This window comes from Brevibacillus jepli, assembly GCF_047229145.1.
GTDB lineage: Bacteria > Bacillota > Bacilli > Brevibacillales > Brevibacillaceae > Brevibacillus.
Map to the genome: position 1 here is coordinate 36,357 of NZ_JBFEFW010000009.1, position 21,613 is coordinate 57,969.

At 47.5% G+C, this 21,613-nt stretch carries 21 protein-coding genes and 1 pseudogene; 6 read left to right on the forward strand and 16 right to left on the reverse strand.

Going from position 1 to position 21,613, the window contains the following annotated elements; translation table 11 throughout:
• Window positions 1-68: 68 nt before the first annotated feature.
• From AB1L17_RS11575 to AB1L17_RS11600, 6 genes are all read right to left on the reverse strand, one after another.
• A complete protein-coding gene (locus tag AB1L17_RS11575) occupies window positions 69-737 on the reverse strand; it encodes an HAD family hydrolase (protein ID WP_412845117.1) in 669 nt (222 codons plus the stop codon).
• The gene (locus AB1L17_RS11580; protein WP_412845116.1) at window positions 734-1,267 is read right to left on the reverse strand and encodes a YdbC family protein; all 534 of its coding nucleotides are present in this window, start codon (window positions 1,265-1,267) and stop codon (window positions 734-736) included. Before AB1L17_RS11580 ends, AB1L17_RS11575 begins: the two co-directional genes overlap by 4 nt.
• Window positions 1,268-1,409: 142 nt before the next feature.
• Window positions 1,410-2,192, reverse strand: a complete 783-nt coding sequence (locus AB1L17_RS11585; protein ID WP_412845115.1) for a hypothetical protein — start codon at window positions 2,190-2,192, stop codon at window positions 1,410-1,412.
• Between the two features lie 28 nt (window positions 2,193-2,220).
• Window positions 2,221-2,919 (reverse strand): hypothetical protein, encoded by a 699-nt coding sequence (locus AB1L17_RS11590; protein WP_412845114.1) that lies wholly within the window; start codon window positions 2,917-2,919, stop codon window positions 2,221-2,223.
• A gap of 180 nt (window positions 2,920-3,099) precedes the next feature.
• Window positions 3,100-4,704 (reverse strand): HAMP domain-containing protein, encoded by a 1,605-nt coding sequence (locus AB1L17_RS11595; RefSeq protein WP_412845113.1) that lies wholly within the window; start codon window positions 4,702-4,704, stop codon window positions 3,100-3,102.
• A 264-nt stretch (window positions 4,705-4,968) separates the two neighbouring features.
• Window positions 4,969-5,859, reverse strand: coding sequence for an ABC transporter substrate binding protein (locus AB1L17_RS11600; RefSeq protein ID WP_412845112.1), 891 nt, complete (start codon window positions 5,857-5,859; stop codon window positions 4,969-4,971).
• Between the two features lie 193 nt (window positions 5,860-6,052).
• On the opposite strand from AB1L17_RS11600, the pseudogene AB1L17_RS11605 reads away from it, so the two are divergent.
• Window positions 6,053-6,340 (forward strand): annotated as a pseudogene (locus AB1L17_RS11605) (aldo/keto reductase); the annotation flags it as partial.
• Window positions 6,341-6,407: 67 nt separating this feature from the next.
• Here the strand turns inward: AB1L17_RS11605 and yunB are convergent.
• The 4 genes from yunB to AB1L17_RS11625 all read right to left on the reverse strand — a co-directional run bounded on the left by yunB (window position 6,408) and on the right by AB1L17_RS11625 (window position 11,580).
• Complete coding sequence (yunB, locus tag AB1L17_RS11610; protein ID WP_412845111.1) at window positions 6,408-7,133, reverse strand: sporulation protein YunB; 726 nt, start codon at window positions 7,131-7,133, stop codon at window positions 6,408-6,410.
• 23 nt (window positions 7,134-7,156) lie between these two features.
• Entirely contained in the window at window positions 7,157-8,326 is a 1,170-nt protein-coding gene (locus tag AB1L17_RS11615; RefSeq protein WP_412845110.1) for an MFS transporter, read from the reverse strand.
• Window positions 8,327-8,601: 275 nt separating this feature from the next.
• Window positions 8,602-10,509: a stalk domain-containing protein gene (locus AB1L17_RS11620; RefSeq protein WP_412845109.1), complete on the reverse strand. Its 1,908-nt coding sequence runs from the start codon at window positions 10,507-10,509 to the stop codon at window positions 8,602-8,604.
• 36 nt (window positions 10,510-10,545) lie between these two features.
• Window positions 10,546-11,580: a S1C family serine protease gene (locus AB1L17_RS11625; protein WP_412845108.1), complete on the reverse strand. Its 1,035-nt coding sequence runs from the start codon at window positions 11,578-11,580 to the stop codon at window positions 10,546-10,548.
• A gap of 250 nt (window positions 11,581-11,830) precedes the next feature.
• Between AB1L17_RS11625 and AB1L17_RS11630 the strand changes: the two genes are divergently transcribed.
• Window positions 11,831-12,310, forward strand: coding sequence for a cysteine dioxygenase (locus AB1L17_RS11630; protein WP_412845107.1), 480 nt, complete (start codon window positions 11,831-11,833; stop codon window positions 12,308-12,310).
• 61 nt (window positions 12,311-12,371) lie between these two features.
• Here AB1L17_RS11630 and AB1L17_RS11635 read toward each other — a convergent pair whose 3' ends face one another.
• Together AB1L17_RS11635 and AB1L17_RS11640 are read right to left on the reverse strand one after the other, a co-directional pair.
• Window positions 12,372-13,688 (reverse strand): globin-coupled sensor protein, encoded by a 1,317-nt coding sequence (locus AB1L17_RS11635; RefSeq protein ID WP_412845106.1) that lies wholly within the window; start codon window positions 13,686-13,688, stop codon window positions 12,372-12,374.
• A 124-nt stretch (window positions 13,689-13,812) separates the two neighbouring features.
• Window positions 13,813-14,604 (reverse strand): YybI family spore inner coat protein, encoded by a 792-nt coding sequence (locus AB1L17_RS11640; RefSeq protein ID WP_412845105.1) that lies wholly within the window; start codon window positions 14,602-14,604, stop codon window positions 13,813-13,815.
• A 124-nt stretch (window positions 14,605-14,728) separates the two neighbouring features.
• Here AB1L17_RS11640 and AB1L17_RS11645 point away from each other — a divergent pair, with 124 nt between their 5' ends.
• Genes AB1L17_RS11645 through corA form a run of 3 tightly spaced genes read left to right on the forward strand, consistent with a single transcriptional unit; the run spans window position 14,729 to window position 16,535 of the window.
• Window positions 14,729-15,403 carry an NAD(P)H-binding protein gene (locus tag AB1L17_RS11645; protein ID WP_412845104.1) on the forward strand — a complete coding sequence of 225 codons (675 nt, stop codon included), beginning with the start codon at window positions 14,729-14,731 and terminating at the stop codon, window positions 15,401-15,403.
• 57 nt (window positions 15,404-15,460) lie between these two features.
• Window positions 15,461-15,637, forward strand: a complete 177-nt coding sequence (locus AB1L17_RS11650; RefSeq protein WP_412845103.1) for a hypothetical protein — start codon at window positions 15,461-15,463, stop codon at window positions 15,635-15,637.
• Window positions 15,600-16,535 (forward strand): magnesium/cobalt transporter CorA, encoded by a 936-nt coding sequence (corA, locus tag AB1L17_RS11655; protein WP_412845102.1) that lies wholly within the window; start codon window positions 15,600-15,602, stop codon window positions 16,533-16,535. The genes AB1L17_RS11650 and corA overlap by 38 nt, the downstream gene beginning before the upstream one ends.
• Here the strand turns inward: corA and AB1L17_RS11660 are convergent, their stop codons facing one another.
• Window positions 16,536-17,630, reverse strand: a complete 1,095-nt coding sequence (locus tag AB1L17_RS11660) for an HD-GYP domain-containing protein (protein ID WP_412845101.1) — start codon at window positions 17,628-17,630, stop codon at window positions 16,536-16,538. It abuts the gene before it with no gap.
• Between the two features lie 158 nt (window positions 17,631-17,788).
• Here AB1L17_RS11660 and AB1L17_RS11665 point away from each other — a divergent pair, with 158 nt between their 5' ends.
• Window positions 17,789-18,802 (forward strand): DUF2804 domain-containing protein, encoded by a 1,014-nt coding sequence (locus tag AB1L17_RS11665; protein ID WP_412845100.1) that lies wholly within the window; start codon window positions 17,789-17,791, stop codon window positions 18,800-18,802.
• A gap of 649 nt (window positions 18,803-19,451) precedes the next feature.
• On the opposite strand, the gene AB1L17_RS11670 is transcribed toward AB1L17_RS11665, so the two are convergent.
• From AB1L17_RS11670 to AB1L17_RS11680, 3 genes are all read right to left on the reverse strand, one after another.
• Window positions 19,452-19,754 (reverse strand): YunC family protein, encoded by a 303-nt coding sequence (locus AB1L17_RS11670; protein ID WP_412845099.1) that lies wholly within the window; start codon window positions 19,752-19,754, stop codon window positions 19,452-19,454.
• Between the two features lie 100 nt (window positions 19,755-19,854).
• Window positions 19,855-20,094 carry a DUF6154 family protein gene (locus AB1L17_RS11675; RefSeq protein ID WP_412845098.1) on the reverse strand — a complete coding sequence of 80 codons (240 nt, stop codon included), beginning with the start codon at window positions 20,092-20,094 and terminating at the stop codon, window positions 19,855-19,857.
• 47 nt (window positions 20,095-20,141) lie between these two features.
• Window positions 20,142-21,596 (reverse strand): bifunctional metallophosphatase/5'-nucleotidase, encoded by a 1,455-nt coding sequence (locus AB1L17_RS11680; protein WP_412845097.1) that lies wholly within the window; start codon window positions 21,594-21,596, stop codon window positions 20,142-20,144.
• Window positions 21,597-21,613 lie beyond the last annotated feature (17 nt).

The window sequence follows — 21,613 nt, forward strand, 5'->3', positions numbered from 1 at the left end:
ATTCAGTTATGCAAAGTATAGCACACTTTCCGCAATTGTCTGTGATCATTTATTGGAGAACGGCACTTTTAGCTCTGCTCGCACTCCTCAAGGACCACCAAGAGCTCTTTCAAATCGGTTATGTACGCCTTAGGCACTACGCCATTGCGCTCCATGTCCAGCTCGTTTGCTTGATAGGCAATAAAAGCGACTTGTCCGTCGCAGGCCGCTTTTCCATCGATCCACGAATCCCCGATCATCGTCCAAGCTGATACAGGCCATTCCGGCTTGCGGCTGCGAATATAGTGAATGCCCGATGGAGATGGCTTCAAGGTCGTCATCTGTTCGCGTGCTACGATTTCATCAAAGTAGGAGGCGATTCCCGTCTCGTTCAACGCCTCCTCTGCCGCTGCGTAGGCGTTGTTGGTCAGGATGTACAGCTGGTAGCTGTTTTTCAACTGCTCTAGCACTTCTACTGCATGCTGCTCCAAAACAGCGCCATGCATCCCTTCCTTCTCGATCGCGGTTACCGCATCCCACATCGCTTGCTCCAGCTCTCTCGTCATCCGCTCTGCTTTTCGCCCGATCTCAATGAGCTGCGATGCCGTGTGATTTTGCCAATCGAGTGTAGAAGGAACGATCCCATTGTCCGCCCACAGTTGAAAAATAGTCCGCTTCATTTCTGAAAAGTTGATTCTGGATTGCAGCAAGGTATTGTCCATATCGAAAATAATGCCTTTTTGAAAGCTTCTGCTCATGATTGGCGACCTCTTTTCACAACACGCCATGTCGGTTCAAGCACAGCTGTATGAGCTCTCGGCAGTGACAGCTGTTCATTTTTCCATAGAGACACCGTCACATACTGTTCACTGCTTTTCAGACTTTGACCAACGACTCCTACCAGCATTCCATCGCTTTCCGTCATCCCGTCTATTTCTTTTGTATTTGCTACGCGAAGAATTTGACCGGAGTCAATTGCATCCAAGATGTTTCGTTCATCCATGTCGGTGATCGTCGAGAAAAGCTGTACAGATATGGCTTCGTACGACTGACTCTGTCCTGTCTGATGAAAAATCGGATCGTGATCCTTCTCCATGAAAGATTGATAGTGGTCCATGCCCTCCCAAAAAGTAAGGATACACGCTTCCAACGGCTGATGCTGATTCCAGCCTCCTACTTGTCCCAGGAAGCCTTCTATTCCCTCTAAAGGCCTCCATTTCTCTTGTGCTAGGGAAAACGATTGCTTCTGACTTTCCGTTACTTTACACGTAATCCATTTGATCAGCATTTCGAATCCTCCTACATTCATTGGCAAAAAAGAAAAACGACAGCTCTACACTGTCGCTTTTCTCCATACACCATGGATTATCCTGCCAATCGAACTGTGCACGCGGCACATCCCTCTGGCTTAGCTCGTTGGAAGGCCTGCTTTATTGTTCCTTTTTCTTCGGGCTAGGAAACAAGGCAGAAGTAACAGGAGGTAAAGAATTTGCCACATTGATAACATTCTGCTTGGCTACATTACCAGAAACAACAATCGTCTTTTCGGTATCAAAGTAATACAAATAGCTATTTTTCAAATGATCCTTACCTACATATGCTTCGTTCCCATTTTTTTGAAAGATCGTTTCGCGATCAGAACTAGGTGCAAACGGGAAGCGTTTATATACGGTAATCGTAACGATCTCTTTTTCGTTTGCAAACACCCAAACATTCACTTCTTTTTCTGGAATACTCATTTTTGTTGCATTGAACTTTTCGAAAGGTAATGGTAAACCCTCCTTATCTGCAAACTCTGTATTCCCCAGCAACCGTACAAGTCCATAAACCCCCCAGCTCTCTGAGGGAACATGTTCATACAAAAATATAGCAAAATTGTTTTTTCCCTCTGGTGAACGAATAGCCACTACACTTTTTTGCCCAAGAGTCGTTTCAAAAATGACCGAATCTTTCTTAGGTAATTCTTTTGTTCCATCTTTAAATCCAACCTCGTATTGATGGACAACAGCTTCGGAAGGAGAAGAGACATTTTGAGGTGGTTCAACAACCTTAACCCACTCCACTTCTTTTGATGCATGATTCTCCGGTTTAGGAGCTGCAGTATTATTAGGCAGCACTTTATCGTTCTGATCCTTCAGATTATCTTCCTGGCACCCTAATAAGAGGCTACATACAGCTAGGAGTAATACAGGTATTAGGAGTATATTTCTCATTCTCAGCTCTTCTCCTTCTTAGCAGTTATTAGAATTTTTCAGTTCTTGCTAGTTTGGCTTTGTATTTTGGACCTATTACCTTAATTCTCTTTTTGTCTTGAATTTTGCAAGTGGGGGTTACATAGTAATGATCTCCTTCCCAGGTCTCCGTATAAGCACCATAATCAATCCATCCCCACTCACCAGGGCTTACTGTAATTGTAGTTGACTCTTCTGTCGTCCATGTTACGCTACCTCCTATTTCGAAGCCTGCTGTCGCTTCGATTACACCCCAATTCCATTTGCCTGATCCAGTTACTTTACCTGAAATCGTTGTACTTGAACTTAATTTCGATGTTTCAGTCAAATCTTTACTGGTTTTATTAATTACTCTCGTACCGGAATCTCCCAGCTTGAAGCCACTTGCTGTTCTTTTTGCTGTAAATACCCATTCACCTTGATCACACCCCGCTGTGGGTTTTACTTTACGCGCATCCCCTTTATTTGATGAAGTTGAGATATTTGAAGTATCATGCGGCAAATTTGTGATTCTATTTTCATTTACGAAGTTATAAATCTCGCTGTTTGGTACTTGATACTCCATTCCATTGATGTAATAGTAGCCTGCTTGAATATTACTAGTATTCGGATTCGATATTGCATTTGCATGTATTCCGCCAGAAGTTACAAGAGAAGTACCCAAAATTGTGGCTGTGGCTACCGAAAACAGTTTAGTTTTTTTGTTCATTCCCATTTACCTTCCTTAATTTTTATAGTTTTACCACCTAAGTATACAATACCATTTTTTTACAGTAAATCCATTAATATATAAATATTTCTCAAGTATTAAAGTATCGATCTCACCAAGTAGTATATAAGCAAAAAGAAAAGGGGCTGTTCCAGATGCGGTGGAATCCGCTCTTAAGGTTCATTGGCAACCAATAGCTGATCGATGAATATCTGCTTTTTCTGTGGTAAGTGGTGATTTCCCCGAAAAGTGCAGCAATCGGGTCGTAATCTCCTTACAACGGTTAATTTGTTTGTCCATCGTGTCCAAGTACTGGGTAAGCTCTCCTGTGTCCTGCAACTCTCGTATATCCTCGTCCACTAGCCGGTCTCGCAGGTCTTGTCCATACAACGACAGAATGCCTAATGGATTATTGATTTCATGGGCGATGCCCGACGCCAAGAGTCCAATCGCAGGGAGCTTGTCTGCTTGTGTAATTGCGGCTCCCAGCTCTCGCTTCTCCGTGATGTCCTCGATGACCTCTAGAAAAGCAGACGACACTTTCTCGGGATGCAGAGGGAAAACCTGATGTCGATAAAAACGGACACGTCCATCCTGATCGACTCTGGAGGAAGTAAGGTCGGTCTGCTTTTTACTCACCATTTGTCGCGTTCGGAGCATGCAACTACTGCATGAACTGAATTGCTGACCAATCGTTTGATGGCAGTCTTTCCCCAGGAGATAAGAAGCATCCTGGAACCACCCTGACGCTGTTTGGTTAATCCAGCGAATGCGAAAGGATTCATCTACGAGAATCAACCCCATCCCCATGCCACTGACGACAAGATCAAGCCGTTTTTTTTCTTCGAGAAGCTGATTGGTCTTCATCTCCAGACTTTGTGCCATTTCATTGCAGGACGCTGCTAACCTGCCAATTTCATCTGAGGTCGTCACTGGTATTCGTACGGATAAGTCGCCATTTGCGATTTTTTGCACTGCGGATTCGATCTTTTCCATCAACCGACTAAACGAAACAGAAAACACAATGCTAATTCCCAAAACGAGAAGGGCAATGAATAAGGTCGTAAGCAGCAGAGACTGTTCTAATTTTGAAAAGGCCGCAAATGCCGTTTGGCTCGACTGTTCCAGCATAATGACCCAATGTGTGACAGAGGACCGCATGGCATAGTTGACCATGAGATCGCCATTCGAAGCTTGATACGTGCGGATAACAGGCTTGTCCGTTCGAGCTGGTAGTGTCCAAGCGGGAGGAACCGCTTGTTCGTAATAGGTCAAAGAGCCATCAGAAGGTTTGCCGAGCATAAACGGATCGGCAAACCTGTCGCTTTTCCCATCTGTGACAAACAAATAGGCCTCGTTTTCATATCGAGCCCGCAGTGTGACTTGTTCGAGCAGCTGTTTTACATTGAGCTTTGCGTACATGCCGCCTTTGACACCTTTGGCAGATACATGAGGGATCGCGACCGTTACCAGCAGCTTTCCTTCCTCTGATCGGACAATGCTTCCGATGTATGGTTTTCCCGACTGTATGGTGAGAAGAAGTTGGTTGTCCCTTGGTGTGTCCTGCCTTTGGTGTTTCCAGCGATTCAGTAAATACTGCGGCTCTCCATCCTGATTAAAAAGCGCGACCTCCTCCATGTAAAGCGAGGTTTTCAATAATGTATTCATCAAAAAATAAGCATCATCATCGCCAGGGCGCTCATTGCGGAAACGCTGCTGAACGACTTGCATGGATTGGGACGTATGTAAAAAAAGCATATCTAGCTGCGCTAACGTATTTTCCACGTAGATCTGATTGGCTCTGTCTACCTCTTCTCGAACCTTTTATTTGCTGGTATGCAAATTGATATAACCAAGAATCAGAAAAGGGATGATGGACATGCACAGGCCAAAAAGGAGCATTTTTGTCTTCAGTCTACTGATGCGCGGTATGATGCTCCACCTCATTTGTTCTTCACTCCATACCATTCTTGTGCCAGTGACCACTGTTGGTCTGTTACGGTAATCGGAAGCTTGGACAGGGAAGAGGCATTGACCGTTAGCCGCACGTCATCCGGCCATTCGATTGACAGAGCTGTAGGAGGAACGCCATCCAACACCCGAGCCACCATATGAGCGAGCCTGCATGCCTTGTGCATGAAAGGAAACGCCATAAGCGGCATGTAAACCAGCTTTCACCTGCTCGGGGTATGCGCCCATGACAAACAATTGCTTCTCGAACAAAAGAGGCATGCAATCGGTAATCGCGTCTTCCAGAACATAGCTGGGTAAAGGAAGCATGGCGTCGTATTCTCCTGGAGTGAGACTACTGAGCAATTGCTCCAATTCTTTTGGGGAAAAAACCTGCTTCACCTGCAAGTGAATTCTCAGCAAGGAAGCAGCCGATCGTGCTTCTGCGATGGCTTGCTCTGTCGTAGGAGCATGAGAATCGGCAATGATCAGAATGCGCTTGGCATCAGGCAACAAACGAGTTGTCAGCTCCAGTCTTTTCCCAATCACATTCATTTGGCCATTGCTGATGCCACACCTAACCGTTCCCTCGGTCTCAACAAGTGGCAGCTCTACCATTGAGGCGACACCAATAAAAACAATGGGAACCGTCGATGTCGCCTTTTGAGTCAACAAGGTCTCGTGCGCCCCTGTCGTTACGATTACATCCGGCTTTTTTGAGATCAAGCTCTGGACAAGAGAGCGCTCCTCTTCAAGAGTCTGAGCCGTATTCAAATATACTGGCACATACTGAACGCGTGCTCCTTTACCGAGACCTAACGATTGCAATCCTGCCTTCAATCCCGCTACTTTATCTTTTCTATCCTCATTGGCAATCACAATTCCTATCGTGTAAAGATCGACGTCCTGTTTATGCAGACTGCTGGACCAATCGAAAAGCGTTCCTGCCGCTAACAAGATGAGAAAAAGGATTTTCGCTTGTTTCTTCATAGGTATCACATCCAACTTTCATCATAGCGGCAAATGATGGTAGAAAATGTGAATAATTAACAAACCTTGGTCAATCCATACGAATTGGTTTAAGTAATATGATTTTCATATGAATCATGATGATTTTATATATTTGATCTATTTAATTACGCTCGTTATAATCGGTTGTATATTGGGAAGGAGGAAGGACTTCATCGAGTATCGGAAACTTGGCAAAAGCGGCTTGTCCGTAAGCGAGATTGCATTCGGAAACTGGATCACTCACGGTGCACAAGTAGATGACACCACAGCGTAAGCGTGCGTACATGCTGCGTTAGACGCTGGAATCACCACGTTCGATACGGCGGATGTGTATTCCGAGACGAGAGCGAAATCGATTTTGGGTGAGTCTTTAAAGGGGATTCGTCGTGAAAGTATTGAGTTGTGCAGGAAGGTCTTTCATCCGACGGGTACCGGAAAAAACGATCGGGGGCTTTCCCGCCTGCTTTCATAAAAGACTTCATGAAAAAAGCGACAGCAACGGGCTGCCGCTTTTTCCTGTTTATCCATTAGGGAGTACTGTTCGGTGTTTCCATCGGGGCACGTGGCACATCCGGCTTGCCTTCCGGGTTGTTGTACAGATACGTCGGTACATCGCCAATGATCAAGGAATGGGTGATCGGGATTTTCGTCGTCACCGTCTGCTCCTCGGTCGCAAATGGGATGACGATACGCAGATCGACTTCCACGAAAATATAAACCGTTGCCAGCACCATGTTGATGCCCGCTTCCTTCAGTTCTGTCTCCAGCTTGGTCTTAACCGAGCCAATGGGCACGAAAGTTACTGGCAGATTCGGACCCATCGACGCCAAAAAGGAGTTCCCGGTTGCCAAGCCGAGCGGGATCGTGCGGTCTACTTTTTCTTCCTCAAACTCTTGGAGCTTGTTCTGGACTCTCGCTGTTGTCTCGCCCACGATTCTTGCATATTCCTTGAAGTTGAACTGATACGCCTGAATCTGCCCCTCGTTGTTCTTCTCGATTTTGACAATCTGGTTGAAGTCGACGCCCTGTTGGGAAATCCGCTTGGTTACAGCATCTGTTATCGCTTCCTTCGCCAATTGCTCCGCTTTTTGGGTAGCCAGGATCAAGAGCGTAGGCTCCAGCCGATTTTGCAAAAACACAAGCGTCTGAATCGTTAAGAAGAACATAATCACCAGTGCGATCAAAAACGCTTTCGTACGAGAAAGCGGGTTCCGCCAACGCCGACGGGGTCGAAATACAGCCAATCCCGACACCTCCCAACTGGTACATCCTATGGTTAGAAGGTGGAAAAAAGACTACGCCTCATGAGAAACAAGCCAAATCCGATCAGTCCTGTGACAAACAACAACTGTGCAAGTACCATCATGCCAAATAAAGTGAAAGCACCCGTCATGAACGGAGCGATGAGAAAACCGACGAAATACCCACTTCGACTCAAGAGTCCCTGGACGCCCATCACCTTGCCACGCAGCTCATTCTTGGCTTGCTGCAATAACGTACTCTCATAAACCTGGGCAGCACTGGTAAAAAGCCCCGCAAAAGTCAGCAGCAATAGCACGACAACAGCATCGGATACCGCGAATGCAAAGACGATCACTATCGCAAAAACTACATAAGCAATGAGCATCCTGCTCACCAGCTTCACCCGCAAACGAGATGCCAAATACGCGCCGATCAACCCCCCAACGCTCATCGCCGTCCACATCAATCCGTGCAAGGTGGCGTTACTTCCACTTAGTTGATCGGCCAAAAAAGGCAACCCGTAATTATACGAGGAAGTGCTGATCGATACGAGAAAAGCTAACAGGCTAATGGTTAGGAGAACAGGTGTAGCGCACAAATATCGAAGGGTGGCACGAAAGCCGCTCGCAGATGAGACCTGGGCACTCGTGTCAGATGATGCAGTATGCGCTGCCCAATGGAGTCTCGTCAAGATCCATGCCGAGAAAAGAAAGGTCGCGGCATCACAGACGATCACAATCGTATAGCCGAAGTGATCCGTCAGCCATCCTCCCAGCAAAAAGCCGACGATGCCTACCAGCGACTCCAGCCTTACCTTCCGTCCATTGATCTGAACCAACTGCTCGCTCCCGAATATTTGTGGCAAGGAAGCCTGAAAACTAATGTGAAACAGCGTATACAGCATCCCATTAAGAAAAGCTGCTGCGATCAAGACATACGGAGTCGGAAAAAAAGCGATGGCGAGAATAGCAAGACCTGCTCCCAAGTCACTCGCGATCATGGTACGTCTCCTGTCCATTCGATCAGCCAGCATCCCAGCCAAAGGACTAAATAGCATCCCACCCAGCTGCCTGGCGACGAAAAAAGCGGTCATCCAATACGCACTATGTTCAAATGTGAAAATCAATGCGCTGCAAGCGATCAAATTCATCCGCGAACCCAAGGATGACAACGCATTGACATACAAATACCATTTCTTATTCATCTGTGTTCAAACCTCCCGAGAATACCAGGTGGTTTGAATCAACGCCCCCCTCTAGTGGGTGCGTACACTGATTATGGCAGTTGACATGCGCATGCCTCCTCATGAACGAAAGTAAATAAAGGCCTTATTTTTGCAAAACATTCTGACGGGGGCGCTTCCCCAAATCTTCCTGTACGACATATGCTGCCGCACTTTCATGATAGTTGGTCTGTTGGTTTCTGTCGACACGAAAAAACGGCTGCCTTTGTGACAGCCGTTCCTCCTCGCTATATTCGCTATTTCGTAAATTTGAAAGAATCCACTACTTTTTGAATACGCTCTTCCATCACTTTTGTTTTGGCGAATTCCGCTAGCGTCCAATACATGGTAAACGTCTTATTTCCTTTTTGAACGAAGTAAACGGTCCTCTCAAAGCGTGTACCCCCATCGGTTCCCTGAACAAGCAACTTGTGTGCGGGGTTCCCTGCCAACGTTGTCTCTTTGTTTTCTTTGAACGTATAATTCAGTGTCTTGTTACTCTCGATGGCTTCGATAAAGATATTCTTCACTTCATTCAAATTGCCGGGTCCGCTCGCAAAATTAAAATCTCCACCACGAAATTGATAAGACCGTCCTCCATCTGCTTCCCGAGATTCCTGCCAATACTCCGGAAGCTCCAAGGAAAACGTTGCATCCTTGTCTTTGATGATAACCGTCTTATTCTTGTCGATTCGATCATCATCCGTAATTTCACCGAGGGACGGATTCATTTTCGCTGGATCAATCGAAAGGGACTGCTTGACCGTCCGCGTGAGGTCAGCTACTTCCTCTGATGGCTGGTCCTTCTTATACCCGATAGAAATCCAATATTTATAATTGCCTTTCACAAAAAACAGGCTTTGTTCCGTGTACCAGGTGCCTCCATCCAGGTAGCTGTATTCCTGTTCCTTTGCTGCCTCACCAGCAATTGTGGAAGAACCCACCTCCGGGTTGATCTTTATATAATTTTCATTTGTTTCTTCCCTGTTCCGCTTCTCATGGTCTTTGACCCAATCATCGAGTGTAAGGTCTTTTTCCTTAGACGTAATCTTGATCTGCATCCATTCCGTGCCTTCATCGCTTGTGAAATACATGTCATTACTGTAATCCGGCGTCCACTCAGCAGGGACTTTTACTTTCAATGCAAAATCATCGTTGGTGTACCAGCGGTAGTTCCCTTCCACGGTAGACAAATCTTTCACCGACTTATCACCAGCCGGGAAGTCCAAGGTGAAGCTGTCCAGCAAGCTTTTGTAGGTGCCGTACTTCGCTGGATTGCGGAAGTCGGCTTCTTTTGCGATCGACAGCGTCACGTAATAAATATTGCTCCCTTTTTGATAGGCACGTTCTTCATTCATACTGCCATCAGAAGACTTCGTAGTCAGACGCGCATACGGCTGTTTGTCATTCGCGATAAACTCTTTGGACAGGATCGAATTTTCCGTCGAGTCAGTCAAACGAGTCAACAGTCCACTGCCAGACAGATTCTCCGGTTGGTTTGTCTCGATGTAAATTTCGAGCCAATAGGACGCTTCCTTGGCATCCTTGAACAGGACGTAATTTCCCTGGAAGCTTTGATTTTCCTGAATCATCCCCGTAGGGTATTTCATTGACCAGCCGTAGTAGCTGTCTCCGATCATGGTTTTGCCCACATCGCTGTCAAGCGAGCTGTCCTTCTGGGGTGCATCTGCCTGCTTCGTACCCATGATGCTCACGTCGCTCGTCTTGGCATCGACGGCAATCGTGAGACCCAAACCTTGCGTAATGAGCGTAAGCGGCACCATTGTTTTGCCGTTTTTCGTCTCAGGCGATGCAGTCAAGGTCACTGCCTTGCCATTGATCCACACTTCCTTGCTGCCGGACTTGAGCTTCACGCTCTTTGTTTTGTAAATGAGCTCAATCAGCTGCGTCTCATTGTCATATTGCAGCGTAACTCCAAATGCAGAGGTCAACAAACTGAGTGGGACCATCGTCGTTCCTTGTGAGAAGTATGGCTCCTCGACAGGGATATCCACACCATTCACCTTCGCACTGCTCGTGTTTAGTTTGAGTTTGACCACTACGTTTTGCTCAGATGTTGTGTTGGCCCAAGCTACCTGAGTCCCTGCCAACGAGACAGTCAACGCTGTTATAGCACATATCATTTTCCAATCTTTCTTGACCATTGCCTACTCCCCATTTCATCATTTTTCCGCACTTCTCTATGGCTGCTTCGTAAATTGTACCTTGCGTTTCACCATATCGCCGCCAGACTGCACCATGAGCTCCACCGTTTGTCCTGGCAAATATTTCTTGAGCAGTTCATTGAATTCAACCAAAGTGTTGAACGGAGCCTGGTTGATGGAATAAATGACATCACCTACTTGAAAGCCTGCCTTTGCCGCCGGAGAGCCCGCATCGATCCTTGTAATACGCAAAGGCTCTTTCGTCGGTAGTCCAACCACAGCAGCCCAGCTCTCCTCCAATTCTGCGCCCCAGTATGGTCGATTTACTTTGCCATACGTAAAAAAGTGGTTCATGACGTATTGCGCTGTATCGGCAGGGATCGCAAAGCTAAGATTATCGATTCCTACTGAAACGAATTTCATCGAATTAATCCCGACGACCTCGCCTTTTACATTAACAAGTGGTCCACCGCTATTTCCCGGATTGATGGAAGCATCTGTCTGTATCAGACGATATGTCGAGCTGACCGAACGATCCGCTCCACTAATAATGCCCATCGTGGCTGAGTTGCGTAATGAAACGGAAATCGGTGTCCCGATTGCAATGACTGGCTCCCCTACACGGATGGCGTAATTGGTCGCGAATTTGGCTGGCTGCAAGCCTGTCGCATTAATTTTTACCAGAGCCAGGTCACTCTCTTCATCCATATTCGTAACGGTTCCCGCGTATTGCTTGCCGTCTACCGTAATGACTGTGAGATTGCGCATATCCTTGACGACATGGGCGTTCGTCAATATCCAGCCGTCTGCTTTTACAATGACACCGGTCCCGTGAGCGAGATTAAAACGGTTATCTCTATCGCTCCCATTCCCTTCCGGCTTCCCTACGATCGCCACCACACTCGCAGAAACACGCGCTACTACCCCCGGAATATCCGCTTCCACGATCGATGCGTACGAAGTCTTTGAGACAACCGGGACGCTTCCTTGTGCAAATGCCCCTTGTGATGCTCCAACTGTGAACATGATCGTGAGCATGCCTTTTGCTAGCAGCCACATCTTCCTCTTCATTTACAAATCCCCCAAATAATCCTAAGTCTATACAAAACAAAAGGGGCGCTCTTTATTCGAAAGCGTCCCCTGAACAAACAAACGACTCTTCACTTACAACGTGATTATAATAGTAAATAATTCCTTTTTCTGAAACAAGCTCATATTCTCGACAAACATCGACAGGAGCCGTCCCCGCATCATTTATCACTGCTCTTTGGTTTTGATCATATGGATGTAGTGAGTATGACTTTAGTTCGGGAGGTCCTGCATGAATCTGAAACAACTGGAACAAGCATTTGGCGACCTTGTTTTCCCTACTCCTGCACAGCTTAGACAGGCTCTTGTTTCACTGTCTCCTTGCCTAGAACAACTCGATCCATACATCCCTGAGCCACAAAACCTACCCTATGGCCGCAAAGTTTTATTCGCCACGCCACATGTAGAAGTTGTCTTGATCCATCTGCCCGCAAACGAAGGCTCAGTCCCTCATAATCACGGTGACTCTTTCGGTTGGGAGTGGATTGTCTCAGGCACGCTAACGAATTTTATTTATGTCCAAACAGATAATGAAGATGAAGTTCAACTTGCACAAACGACTCATGTTGGCACAGGTGAAAGCTATTTTGTAGAACCTGGAGAAATTCACGCCATCCGCAATAATGGGCATCATCCCGTTATTTCCGTAAACGTTTACAGTCCTCCTTTGCGTAATTCGCGCCAATATCGCCTGTTTCAACCTGCTACTTAATATAGTCTGAACATACAAAAAACAGTACATCGCTTGCATAGCGAGTGGATGTGCTGTTTTTTTACAGGTTTTCTGTTATTTCTGATAGCTCATCCGCAGAACTGGCTACTTGTGCCACCGCTTGGTTCATATCCTCCATGACCTTGAAGAAGTTTTCCAGCTCCCGCTGAATCCGTGAGCTCTGTTCCTTGCTGTCTGAGACTGCACTCATGATTCCTTCAAAAAAGGCATTCGTCTCGTTTACTACCGTGGTGCTTGACTGAACAAGCGCCTGGATTTCTACAACGACAGACGAGAGGACCACTGTTTGCTGGTTCGTCTTCTCGATCAGCTCACGCACACCGAATACCGACTTTTTGGTCTGCTCCGCCAGCTTGCGTACCTCATCGGCTACGACGGCAAATCCACGTCCCTGCTCGCCAGCACGTGCTGCTTCAATCGCGGCATTTAACGCCAAGAGATTCGTCTGCTCAGCTATTGCCGTGACCACATCGACAATTCCCTGAATTTTTTCAGCATTTGCTTCCATCGCGTTCATTTCTTCCGCGATTTGCTTGACGCTGCTTTGGATCAAGCCCATTTGCTCCTGTTGTTTTTCCAGCTTTTCTTTACCTTCCCGTGACAGGTCTTGTGCTTTAGTTGAAAAGCCTGTCCCATTCTCGGCAAAACGAAGCACTTCTCTCGACTGCTCTGTCAATTGCTCGACAGACGCGCTGTTTTCTTCGGAGACCGCTGCCAGTTCATGCGCAGAATTGGTGAGGATGACTCGCAGCTCGTCCTTTTTATCTTGTTCCGCCCGTCGCGCCATTTCGTGCTCGTTTTCGTATTCCTCCAGCACGATTTGCTGTTCGATGCTGAGAATCTTCGTAACTGCCGTGAGGGCTTGTACGAACTCTGCCTTGTCTGCGATGTTTTTTTGCAAGAGATCGATCAAGGAGACCAACATGTTTTGGAACGCACTCATGTACCATTTCGGTTCCAAGCCAATTCGCATATGGATAACGGCAATTCGACTGCGCTGTTCAATGTAAGCGCTATCGATTCGACCGCTAAACATCTCGGAAATATGGCGGTTCAGCGTTAGTTTCAACCGTTCAATCGTGCTGTTTTGGCTTACAATTTTCATCAAAAGTGGTTCGTTTTCAATCCCAGCATAAAAATAATCAACAATAGCGTCAATATTTTGAATGATAAGGGGCTGAAGTGCTTTGACAATGGCCAAGTCTTCCTCGGTCAGGTTGATCAACGCCAGTTGTTTCGCGAGAGTGCTCTTCCCTTCAATTTGCACTTCTCCCTTTTCCTTCACCCCCTGAAAAAAAGATTCGCTTTTTCCTTTCCCTTTCAATCCAAAAAAGGTGGAAAACGGACATGTGCTCATAGCCTGAACTCCTTTTATCCGAGTACATAAAACTCTGGAATATCCTTTCAATTATATACCCCTTTACAAACGAGTGTAAACCGCCCACCTTATCGCGGGCGGTTTGTATAAGACCAGCAGCCGCCTACATTTCAGCTTTTCTCACCACTGCCCGTTGCAGCTTCCAGCTTGTCTTGTCCCACTTCCAGTACGATTCCACATAGGCAATCGTATCCGCATTGGCAACACCACTTACCCGCTGTTCCCCTTTTAATTCACAGATGCCATCCCGGTTTTCATCGATGGGCGTAAGTACGCTAAACGTATTGGGCATGACCTCTACTGGCGAAACCAGCTTCCCATTCTTGTATACGCCATTCTCTTCATATATTTTTTTGCGATCGGACAAATCGAGAACGACGGTCTGCCCCGTCTCCTTGATCGTCAAGGGTACTTTGTAATCGTCCTGATAGGAGCCAGTAATCGTCAATGGCTGCGGAACAGGCAGAATCGTTGGCTTATTGTCTTTATCTGCGAATAAATAAAACTCGGAGGTCCCTCCACTGCCTCCTGTCGGCGCCTGAAGCAATATCTGCTGTACACCGCTTCCGGTAAAATCGCAAAAGAACATCTCCGGCTGATAAGCGCCGTACGGTGTTGTGAAAAAGGTTGTTTTTTTGGCTGCCGGGTCTTGAACCATGATTTTTAACCGTTCGAAGTAAGGGCTGTCAGCCGCAAATCTCTTTCCTAGCAAAGTAACGATATCCCGTCGACCATCCCCCGTCACATCCTCCCGTTTGATTTGAATTTCCTCGAAAACCGCTGGAGGAGGCTGATCATCTCTCGTGTCCAAGGCAAAAGCCGCCTGTCCCCACACTGCCAGCATCCATACGATACAGCCTATCATGCCTACCCTTTTGCTTGTCCACATCCACATATCTATACATCCACCTTTTCTCATGTTCAACCTATCCGTAGTATGCAAAAAATGGCTTTGGTCAAACCGTCCAAAACGGTAAAATAAGAGAGATGGATCGTAAGAAAGTGAGGAACACTACAGGATGAAACGAGCGGTATTATTTGGAGCAACCGGACTCGTCGGCAGTGAGTTATTGCGACTTCTCTTGGAAGATGAAGCATATGGACAAATCATCGCTGTTGTACGAAGCGAGCTCTCCATTGTGCATCCTCGCTTGCAGACCGTTGTCATGGACTTTCATCAGTTGGGAGATTGTCGAGTGTTTTTAGAAGGAGCAGATGTGTTCTGCTGCTTGGGGACGACTATGAAAAAAGCAGGGAGTCGCGAAGCGTTTCGCAAAGTAGATTATCAATACCCGCTAGAAATTGCGCGTTTGGCAAAAGAAGAAGGAGCCAGCCAGTTTCTTATCATCACAGCAATCGGCGCAAATAGCCGATCCGTCTTTTTCTATAATCGTGTAAAAGGTGAGCTGGAGGAAGCGCTGCACGAGTTAAAGCTTTCCTGTCTGCATATTTTCCGCCCTTCCCTTTTACTTGGTCCGCGACAGGAAAATCGTCGATCTGAAGAGCTCGGTGCGAAGCTATCACAATCCCTCTCGTTCCTCTGGATTGGACCGTTACGTGCCTATCAGCCGGTAACCGCAGCAGATGTCGCAGGAGCCATGCATTACATTGCCTCTCTTGGCCTTCGTGATACACATGAGCACGAATCAAGAGATTTATCACAGCTGGCAGCAGCGAGAAAAAAGACAAGTTGACGTTCATACATTTAGGGTGAGGCAATGCCGAGTTTTTCTTCAAGGAGGCGAACTAGCATGACGACGCCCAAACAACATCGTGCATCACAGGCTCCCCCTAGCCGCCGAGCGCTTCGCTCTGCTTATGAACTGATTCTCACACAGATTTTGCCCCGTCTACCCGCTGCTACCGAATCCACTTGCAGGAGAATCGATCATGAAGATCAGACTCGTACAAAACGGAATCATCACTGAAATAGAAGACATCGAAGAGGCAGCTACTCCTCCTGTTAACGGATTTTACTGGATTCATGCTACCCCATTCGATTTGGATATTTTACAGCCGCTGTTCGGACTGCATCATCTGGCTGTCGAGGACTGCATAGACGAGGAAGAACAGCGGCCCAAGCTGCAAAATTACGATGACCATTACTTTATGGTGATCAATGGCATTACCTTCCACAATCATGATATTTTCTTGCGCGAGATCAATATTTTTCTGGGCAGCAGTACCATCATTACCGTAACGAAGCAGGAGGCACCCGAATTCACCTCCATGCTATCGATCATCCGGGAAAAGGAAGTCAATCGTCCCGATGCTTTTCTTTACTATTTGGTTGATCAAATTGTGGATCGTTATTTTGATGTGACGGAGAAAATCGAGGAACTGATTGAAGACCTGGAAGAACAAATATTGATGCACACGCGTAAATCTCATCTTGATCAAATTATCGGGCTACGCAGCGAAATCTTGTACGCCCGCAAAATGCTCGTTCCTCAGCGGGATTTGATTGACGCCTTACATAAAAAAGAACTCCCGCTTATTCAACCTTACCTGCGGAAGTACTTTGGCGATATTGTTGAGGATGCTAGCAAAATTGTAGAAAGCTTTGAAGCTTTTCGCGACCTCATCGGAAACTTGCGCGAAGCGTATCAAGCTGCTCTTGCTGGCAGAGCCAACGATATTATGCGTGTCTTCACAGCCTTGACGACGATATTTATGCCACTTACGATCGTGACGGGAATCTACGGAATGAACTTTGATGTCATGCCTGAGCTGCGTTCACCGTATGGCTACTACATCGTCCTCGGATGTATGGCTGCCATTGGCACGACGATGTTTTTCATTTTCAAAAAGAAGGACTGGCTGTAATTATACTAAATCGCCACAGGCAATGATCATGAGCGTCAGCATTTTAGACAAGTCACACTCATATGGCTGTTCGACATCCTGACCCGTTTCATCAACCAGGACTCTGATGATCGGACGGCTCGGCATCCCTTTGTTCGAGTCGACGACCACACCGGAAACACCATTGTTCAGTGTGACGGTCAATCCCACCGGGTAGAGGGCAATCGTATTGCGCAAAGCCTCCACATACATTTGATCAAACAGCTTGCCTGAACCGGAATAGAGCACCTCCATCGCTTCATGTGGAAGCATCCCGCGTCGATATACCCGATGCGACGTCAGAGCATCGAATACATCGGCAACTGCCATTAAGCGGCCAAACGGATGAATCTCTTCCTTTTTCAGATGCCGCGGATAACCGGAGCCATCCCAGCGCTCATGATGCTGAAAAGCACAGTGGGCGGCAAGCAGCGGGATGTCGTCTTGCCGACGCAGCATCTCAAATCCGATCTCTGTGTGTCTTTTCATGATTTCAAATTCTTCTTGAGTAAGTCGGCCCGGCTTTTTCAAGATGTTGTCTGGAATATGTACTTTTCCGATGTCATGGAGCATGCCACCGATACTAATCTCCAGCACATCTTTTTCCGAACAGCCGGTATTTATGGCGAGAGCTGTGCTATACAAGGCAACGTTAAAGGAGTGTGTGAAAATATAGTTGTCGAAGGCGCAGGCGTCTGCCAATAAGTTCATCGCTGAATCACAGCTATTCAATTCATCTGCTACGGCTTTCATGACATCACGCAGCCTACGTCCCAAACCCTTGTCCGAAAAAAGCTGCTGCCATTTGTCCGGGACTTGGTGAACGGTGCGGAATGTATCATGTATCATAGACATTGCTTGTCTACGAGTATTTTCGGAAATGACTGTCTCCACGATGATATCATCCGTACGCTTGTCTTGAATGTAGAGACTGTTCACGTTTTGGTTTTTGAGTCGAGCTATCATACGTTGGGTAAGTTCTACTCCGGCCCCAACGAGAATCGTTCCATTCTCTGTATAGATGGAACGAGCCAGTTTGTCACCCGGCTGGCATTTTTGAATGGATTTCAGTCGCATTTCCTTTCCTTCGCCTTTCCTCAGGGTATCCCTATTATAGCGTGATTCGACTTGATTCTACATGAAATTTTTTCTAGTTTATCTTCTCATGTCTACCGGGGAGAGACACTCGGTTACTTCGTAAGATAAAATCGTTGTTTGCAAAGGAGTTGATCAGCATGCCGCTTATCGAAAAAGAGTTGACCCAGCCAATCTCATTATGCGATCAAGATGGCCGCTTGCTGCCTGAAGCGATTGGCTGGTCCCGTTATCCGTTGCACGATTGCCAATTTAGTGGACATTGGCTACGCCGGAAAAAATGGAATTTTTGGTTTATCACCGCTCCTGAATGCGCGATGTCGATTGCCATGGTCAATCTCGATTACGCCGGTATTGTCTTTGTTCATTTTATTGATTTGACGACAGGTGAAACTGCCGATAGTGCCGTAACCGTCCCCTTTGGCGCCGGGATTCGACTTGGCGCAACCGTTGAGGAGCCCTGCCATTTTGCGAGTCGCAAGCTCTCTGTCTCCTTTCAACCTGGAACAAATGGAACGAGCGTAGAAGCGACTGCCATTTGTCCTGGTGATAAAACGCTGTCGCTCGGCATCGTAATTGATCCACCAAGTGAGTCCTTGAATGTCGTGATTCCGTGGAGTGCGGACCGTTTTCAGTTTACATCGAAGCAAACAGCCCGGCCTGTCAGCGGCACGATCCGCTATAACGGGAAAGCCTATCAGCTCGATCGGCAGAATGCGTTTGCCAGTTTGGATTATGGACGTGGGGTTTGGCCTTATCACACGCGCTGGAACTGGACTAGCTGCTCATTTCGGCACGAGGAGGGCGTGGCTGGCTTTAACTTTGGCAGAGGCTGGACGGACGGAACGGGCATGACGGAGAATGGTCTCATGATCGACGGTGTCCTCTACAAGCTGAGTGAACAAATTCGTTTCTCCTACGATCCTGACAACCGGATGCTCCCTTGGGAGCTTACGAGTGAGGAATCGACAGCCGTGCGCCTCACCTTTACTCCGCTCTATGCTCGAACCGAGCACAAAAATTTTGCATTGGTGCGAACCACGCTGCTTCAATTCATCGGCCGTTATGACGGAACGATCTCGACCGCTGATGGCAAAACAATTGCGGTTCTAAGCAAAATCGGAATTTGTGAGGAACAGTCTGCGCGTTGGTAAACAGAACGTACAACGACTAAGAAAGACCTATAGAGGTCCTTCTGAATTGAGTCAACATAGTGGAGGAGAAGAAAAAGCACAGTTCTCTTCGACTCTGACACGCCAGCAGGGGGATTCCCTGGCCGTCTCCACTTCCAAAAGGGGACCGTCGAGCCAAAGCCACCCTACGGGCGGAAGTTTCTCAAGGAAGAAGTGTTCGACAAGCGTGGTCCCCTTTTGGAAGTTCCGACTGGGCAGGCGTTGTCAAGGTCTACGAGCCCTGTGCTTTTTCTTCTCACCAGCTTTGTTCGTTCATCGATACCTTCTAAACCTAAGAAGACCATCCTTAACAGTATAGACTGAAGGATGATCTTCACAATGCCTCAAGCCTTTGGCGTAACCTTCGTTGCACTGAAATCCGCGTCCAAAGTAGTCCAACACGTACGAGCTTTCCTAGTTATTCGGTTTTTAAAAGAATGGAAAAATGGAGTCAGTTACGCCAGAGAAGAATATTTCCAGACCTAGCGGCTGCCACTTTTGCGTTTCCCCGCTAATCTCTTCGGAGCGGGCAGGGGGGCTCTTATACCCCTCAAATTTATACTTTCTGATACGTCAAAAAAACCTTTGTCATGGGACAAAGGTTTTTTGTATAGGCGAAGGCTCCTATTGGTTACAGCATTTTCACAACAGCATCCCGACCGATCATGCCAGCCGTAATTCCCTTCTGTTCCGCTGTAGTCGTCACAGACTCTAGCGGCGCATCCAGCAATTCCTGAATGGTCTTGACCCCAACCGCCCGACCAGCAAGAATTTCTCTTGCCGCCAGGCGCTCGTTCAAGAGCCCTACATCCAGCGCGCCGCACATGATGTAGCCATGATCGGTCGTTACAGCCAATAACGTCGTCTTGGGCAAGCGTACGGTGACAGCAATAGCCGTACCTTCTGGAAAGTGGATGGGCACTACCTCGACCATCAAGATTCCTCCTTTTCTCTCCTGTCTGTTGGCGTTACCATCCTATGACATCCAGAAGAGAAGTGTGAGGTCTCCAATAGGTAGTTCCTGGATCTTATTCTTAATGCATCATGTTGGTCGGAAAGCGTTCATCCTCCATCGCGACCTTTCGTTTCATCACTTCAATCATGTAAGTAGCGAGCATGTGAAACAGCTCTTCCCCGTCCATTTCCTCGACCAAGTCCAGTAAATCATCCCGAGACTGCTCAGCGAGGATGCCTACGACGACAGCTGTAATGTCCTCTTCGTCACCGTTAAAATGTCCTTTGTACAGCTCGTATACTTCATCAATGAACCGCATCGCTCGTCTCCTCCCGTTTTTCGATAGCATTCCCGAAATCCCGGTCTCTACGATTGGTTTTTTGACGATGGCGATACCTTCTCCCAGCGAGGAAGAAAAGCATTTTGCAGCATCTGCTGATCCTTGATCGTGGTGGCGAGCACTTCACGCAGCATCTCCGGCAAGAAAAACGTAACCTCACTGCCGAGCAGCAAATCAGGAAACATGCGGTTGTACATGAACATGTCGATCGTTCCAACTCGATACAGCCGCTCTCGCTCAAGTGGTTGCCCATTTACTTCGATCTGGATAATTTGCGGATGATCATCCTCGCTGTAGCGGATGTGCAATCCGTCCACGCACATCCAGCCCTCTATTTTCCCCCGAAAGCCGTACCCTCGCAGCTCCCGATGAACCATTTCCGGTTGAATGGCTTGCTCCAGAACAGTCGTGAGCTGCGCACCAGTAATCGTGACCGCGCAGGCATTGATCGGGTGCGGCATACTGTGCAGCAAATCGGCAAAAGACAAGCTGCCCCGCGGCAATTCAGCAAGCAATAGCCCTCCATTGGCCATGCCGATCTCAGCCCCCGTCCATTTGCGAATGCTCGCTGCAATAAAGGAGCCGTAGGGGGTCTCCTCTGTCCAGCCTATGTGCATCTCTTGCTCCAATTGAACAATTGGCTGAAACAAACGTTGCTCCGCCCATACTTTTTCACTATCAATGAACTGGCTCAATGGTTCGTCTGCCTGATACTGTTCTGTATGAAAAAGCTCTGCGTGCACGTCTGCGATCTTCTTGCGTGTCCGGTTCCAGACGAGCTGTACATGGCCGACATACTCGCCAAATCGCCCAGCTTGTGTAATCAAGGTGCCGCCCACTCGTTCTCCGTCTGGCAGAGTCCGATGGGAATGTCCGCCCAAAATGATATCCAGCCCCTCAACTTCATTGGCTAGTAAACAATCTGTCTGATAGCCAAGATGCGAAATCAAAATGATAACATCCACAGCAGCGCGCAGTGTCGCAATCTGCTCACGCAGGATGGGAATGGGCTCCTTGATCTCCCATCCCATACTTTCATAGGAGGGTCCAAAAGGAATCGTCATGCCCAAGATCGCTAATCGCAGCTCGCCCACGGTATGAATGGCGTATGGTACAGCCCAAGCCGGAACAGATTTTGTTGTTTGCTCAAACAGATTGCCAGTTACGATCGTGAAGCGCGCTTCCGTGTATAGCTCATTCAGCTTGTCTTTGGGGAGTGTGATGCCTTCGTTGTTTCCAATCGTCGCGAATTGAACCCCGCTTCGGTTCATGATCTCGACGTTCGTTTTCCCGAAGCTCGCTTCCGAGCGGATATCCATTCGATCCATATGGTCGCCAATATCGACCGTTAGCACATGCTCTCCCCTGCCCTCCCACTCCTCTCGGTGCATTCTCAGGCAGGTCGCAATCCGCGGCATCGTCTCGAAATGGCTATGCAAATCATTCGTGTGCAAAATGTGCAAGGTACAGGTGTCAGCCACGACTTTCCCCTCCCGCT

Coding starts and splice junctions, on each gene's coding strand:
- AB1L17_RS11575 (WP_412845117.1), bottom strand. CDS start 737: ATGAGCAGAAGCTTTCAAAAAGGCATTATTTTCGATATGGACAATACC.
- AB1L17_RS11580 (WP_412845116.1), bottom strand. CDS start 1,267: ATGCTGATCAAATGGATTACGTGTAAAGTAACGGAAAGTCAGAAGCAA.
- AB1L17_RS11585 (WP_412845115.1), bottom strand. CDS start 2,192: ATGAGAAATATACTCCTAATACCTGTATTACTCCTAGCTGTATGTAGC.
- AB1L17_RS11590 (WP_412845114.1), bottom strand. CDS start 2,919: ATGAACAAAAAAACTAAACTGTTTTCGGTAGCCACAGCCACAATTTTG.
- AB1L17_RS11600 (WP_412845112.1), bottom strand. CDS start 5,859: ATGAAGAAACAAGCGAAAATCCTTTTTCTCATCTTGTTAGCGGCAGGA.
- AB1L17_RS11615 (WP_412845110.1), bottom strand. CDS start 8,326: ATGAATAAGAAATGGTATTTGTATGTCAATGCGTTGTCATCCTTGGGT.
- AB1L17_RS11620 (WP_412845109.1), bottom strand. CDS start 10,509: ATGGTCAAGAAAGATTGGAAAATGATATGTGCTATAACAGCGTTGACT.
- AB1L17_RS11625 (WP_412845108.1), bottom strand. CDS start 11,580: ATGAAGAGGAAGATGTGGCTGCTAGCAAAAGGCATGCTCACGATCATG.
- AB1L17_RS11630 (WP_412845107.1), top strand. CDS start 11,831: ATGAATCTGAAACAACTGGAACAAGCATTTGGCGACCTTGTTTTCCCT.
- AB1L17_RS11635 (WP_412845106.1), bottom strand. CDS start 13,688: ATGAGCACATGTCCGTTTTCCACCTTTTTTGGATTGAAAGGGAAAGGA.
- AB1L17_RS11640 (WP_412845105.1), bottom strand. CDS start 14,604: ATGTGGATGTGGACAAGCAAAAGGGTAGGCATGATAGGCTGTATCGTA.
- AB1L17_RS11645 (WP_412845104.1), top strand. CDS start 14,729: ATGAAACGAGCGGTATTATTTGGAGCAACCGGACTCGTCGGCAGTGAG.
- AB1L17_RS11650 (WP_412845103.1), top strand. CDS start 15,461: ATGACGACGCCCAAACAACATCGTGCATCACAGGCTCCCCCTAGCCGC.
- corA (WP_412845102.1), top strand. CDS start 15,600: ATGAAGATCAGACTCGTACAAAACGGAATCATCACTGAAATAGAAGAC.
- AB1L17_RS11660 (WP_412845101.1), bottom strand. CDS start 17,630: ATGCGACTGAAATCCATTCAAAAATGCCAGCCGGGTGACAAACTGGCT.
- AB1L17_RS11665 (WP_412845100.1), top strand. CDS start 17,789: ATGCCGCTTATCGAAAAAGAGTTGACCCAGCCAATCTCATTATGCGAT.
- AB1L17_RS11670 (WP_412845099.1), bottom strand. CDS start 19,754: ATGGTCGAGGTAGTGCCCATCCACTTTCCAGAAGGTACGGCTATTGCT.
- AB1L17_RS11675 (WP_412845098.1), bottom strand. CDS start 20,094: ATGCGGTTCATTGATGAAGTATACGAGCTGTACAAAGGACATTTTAAC.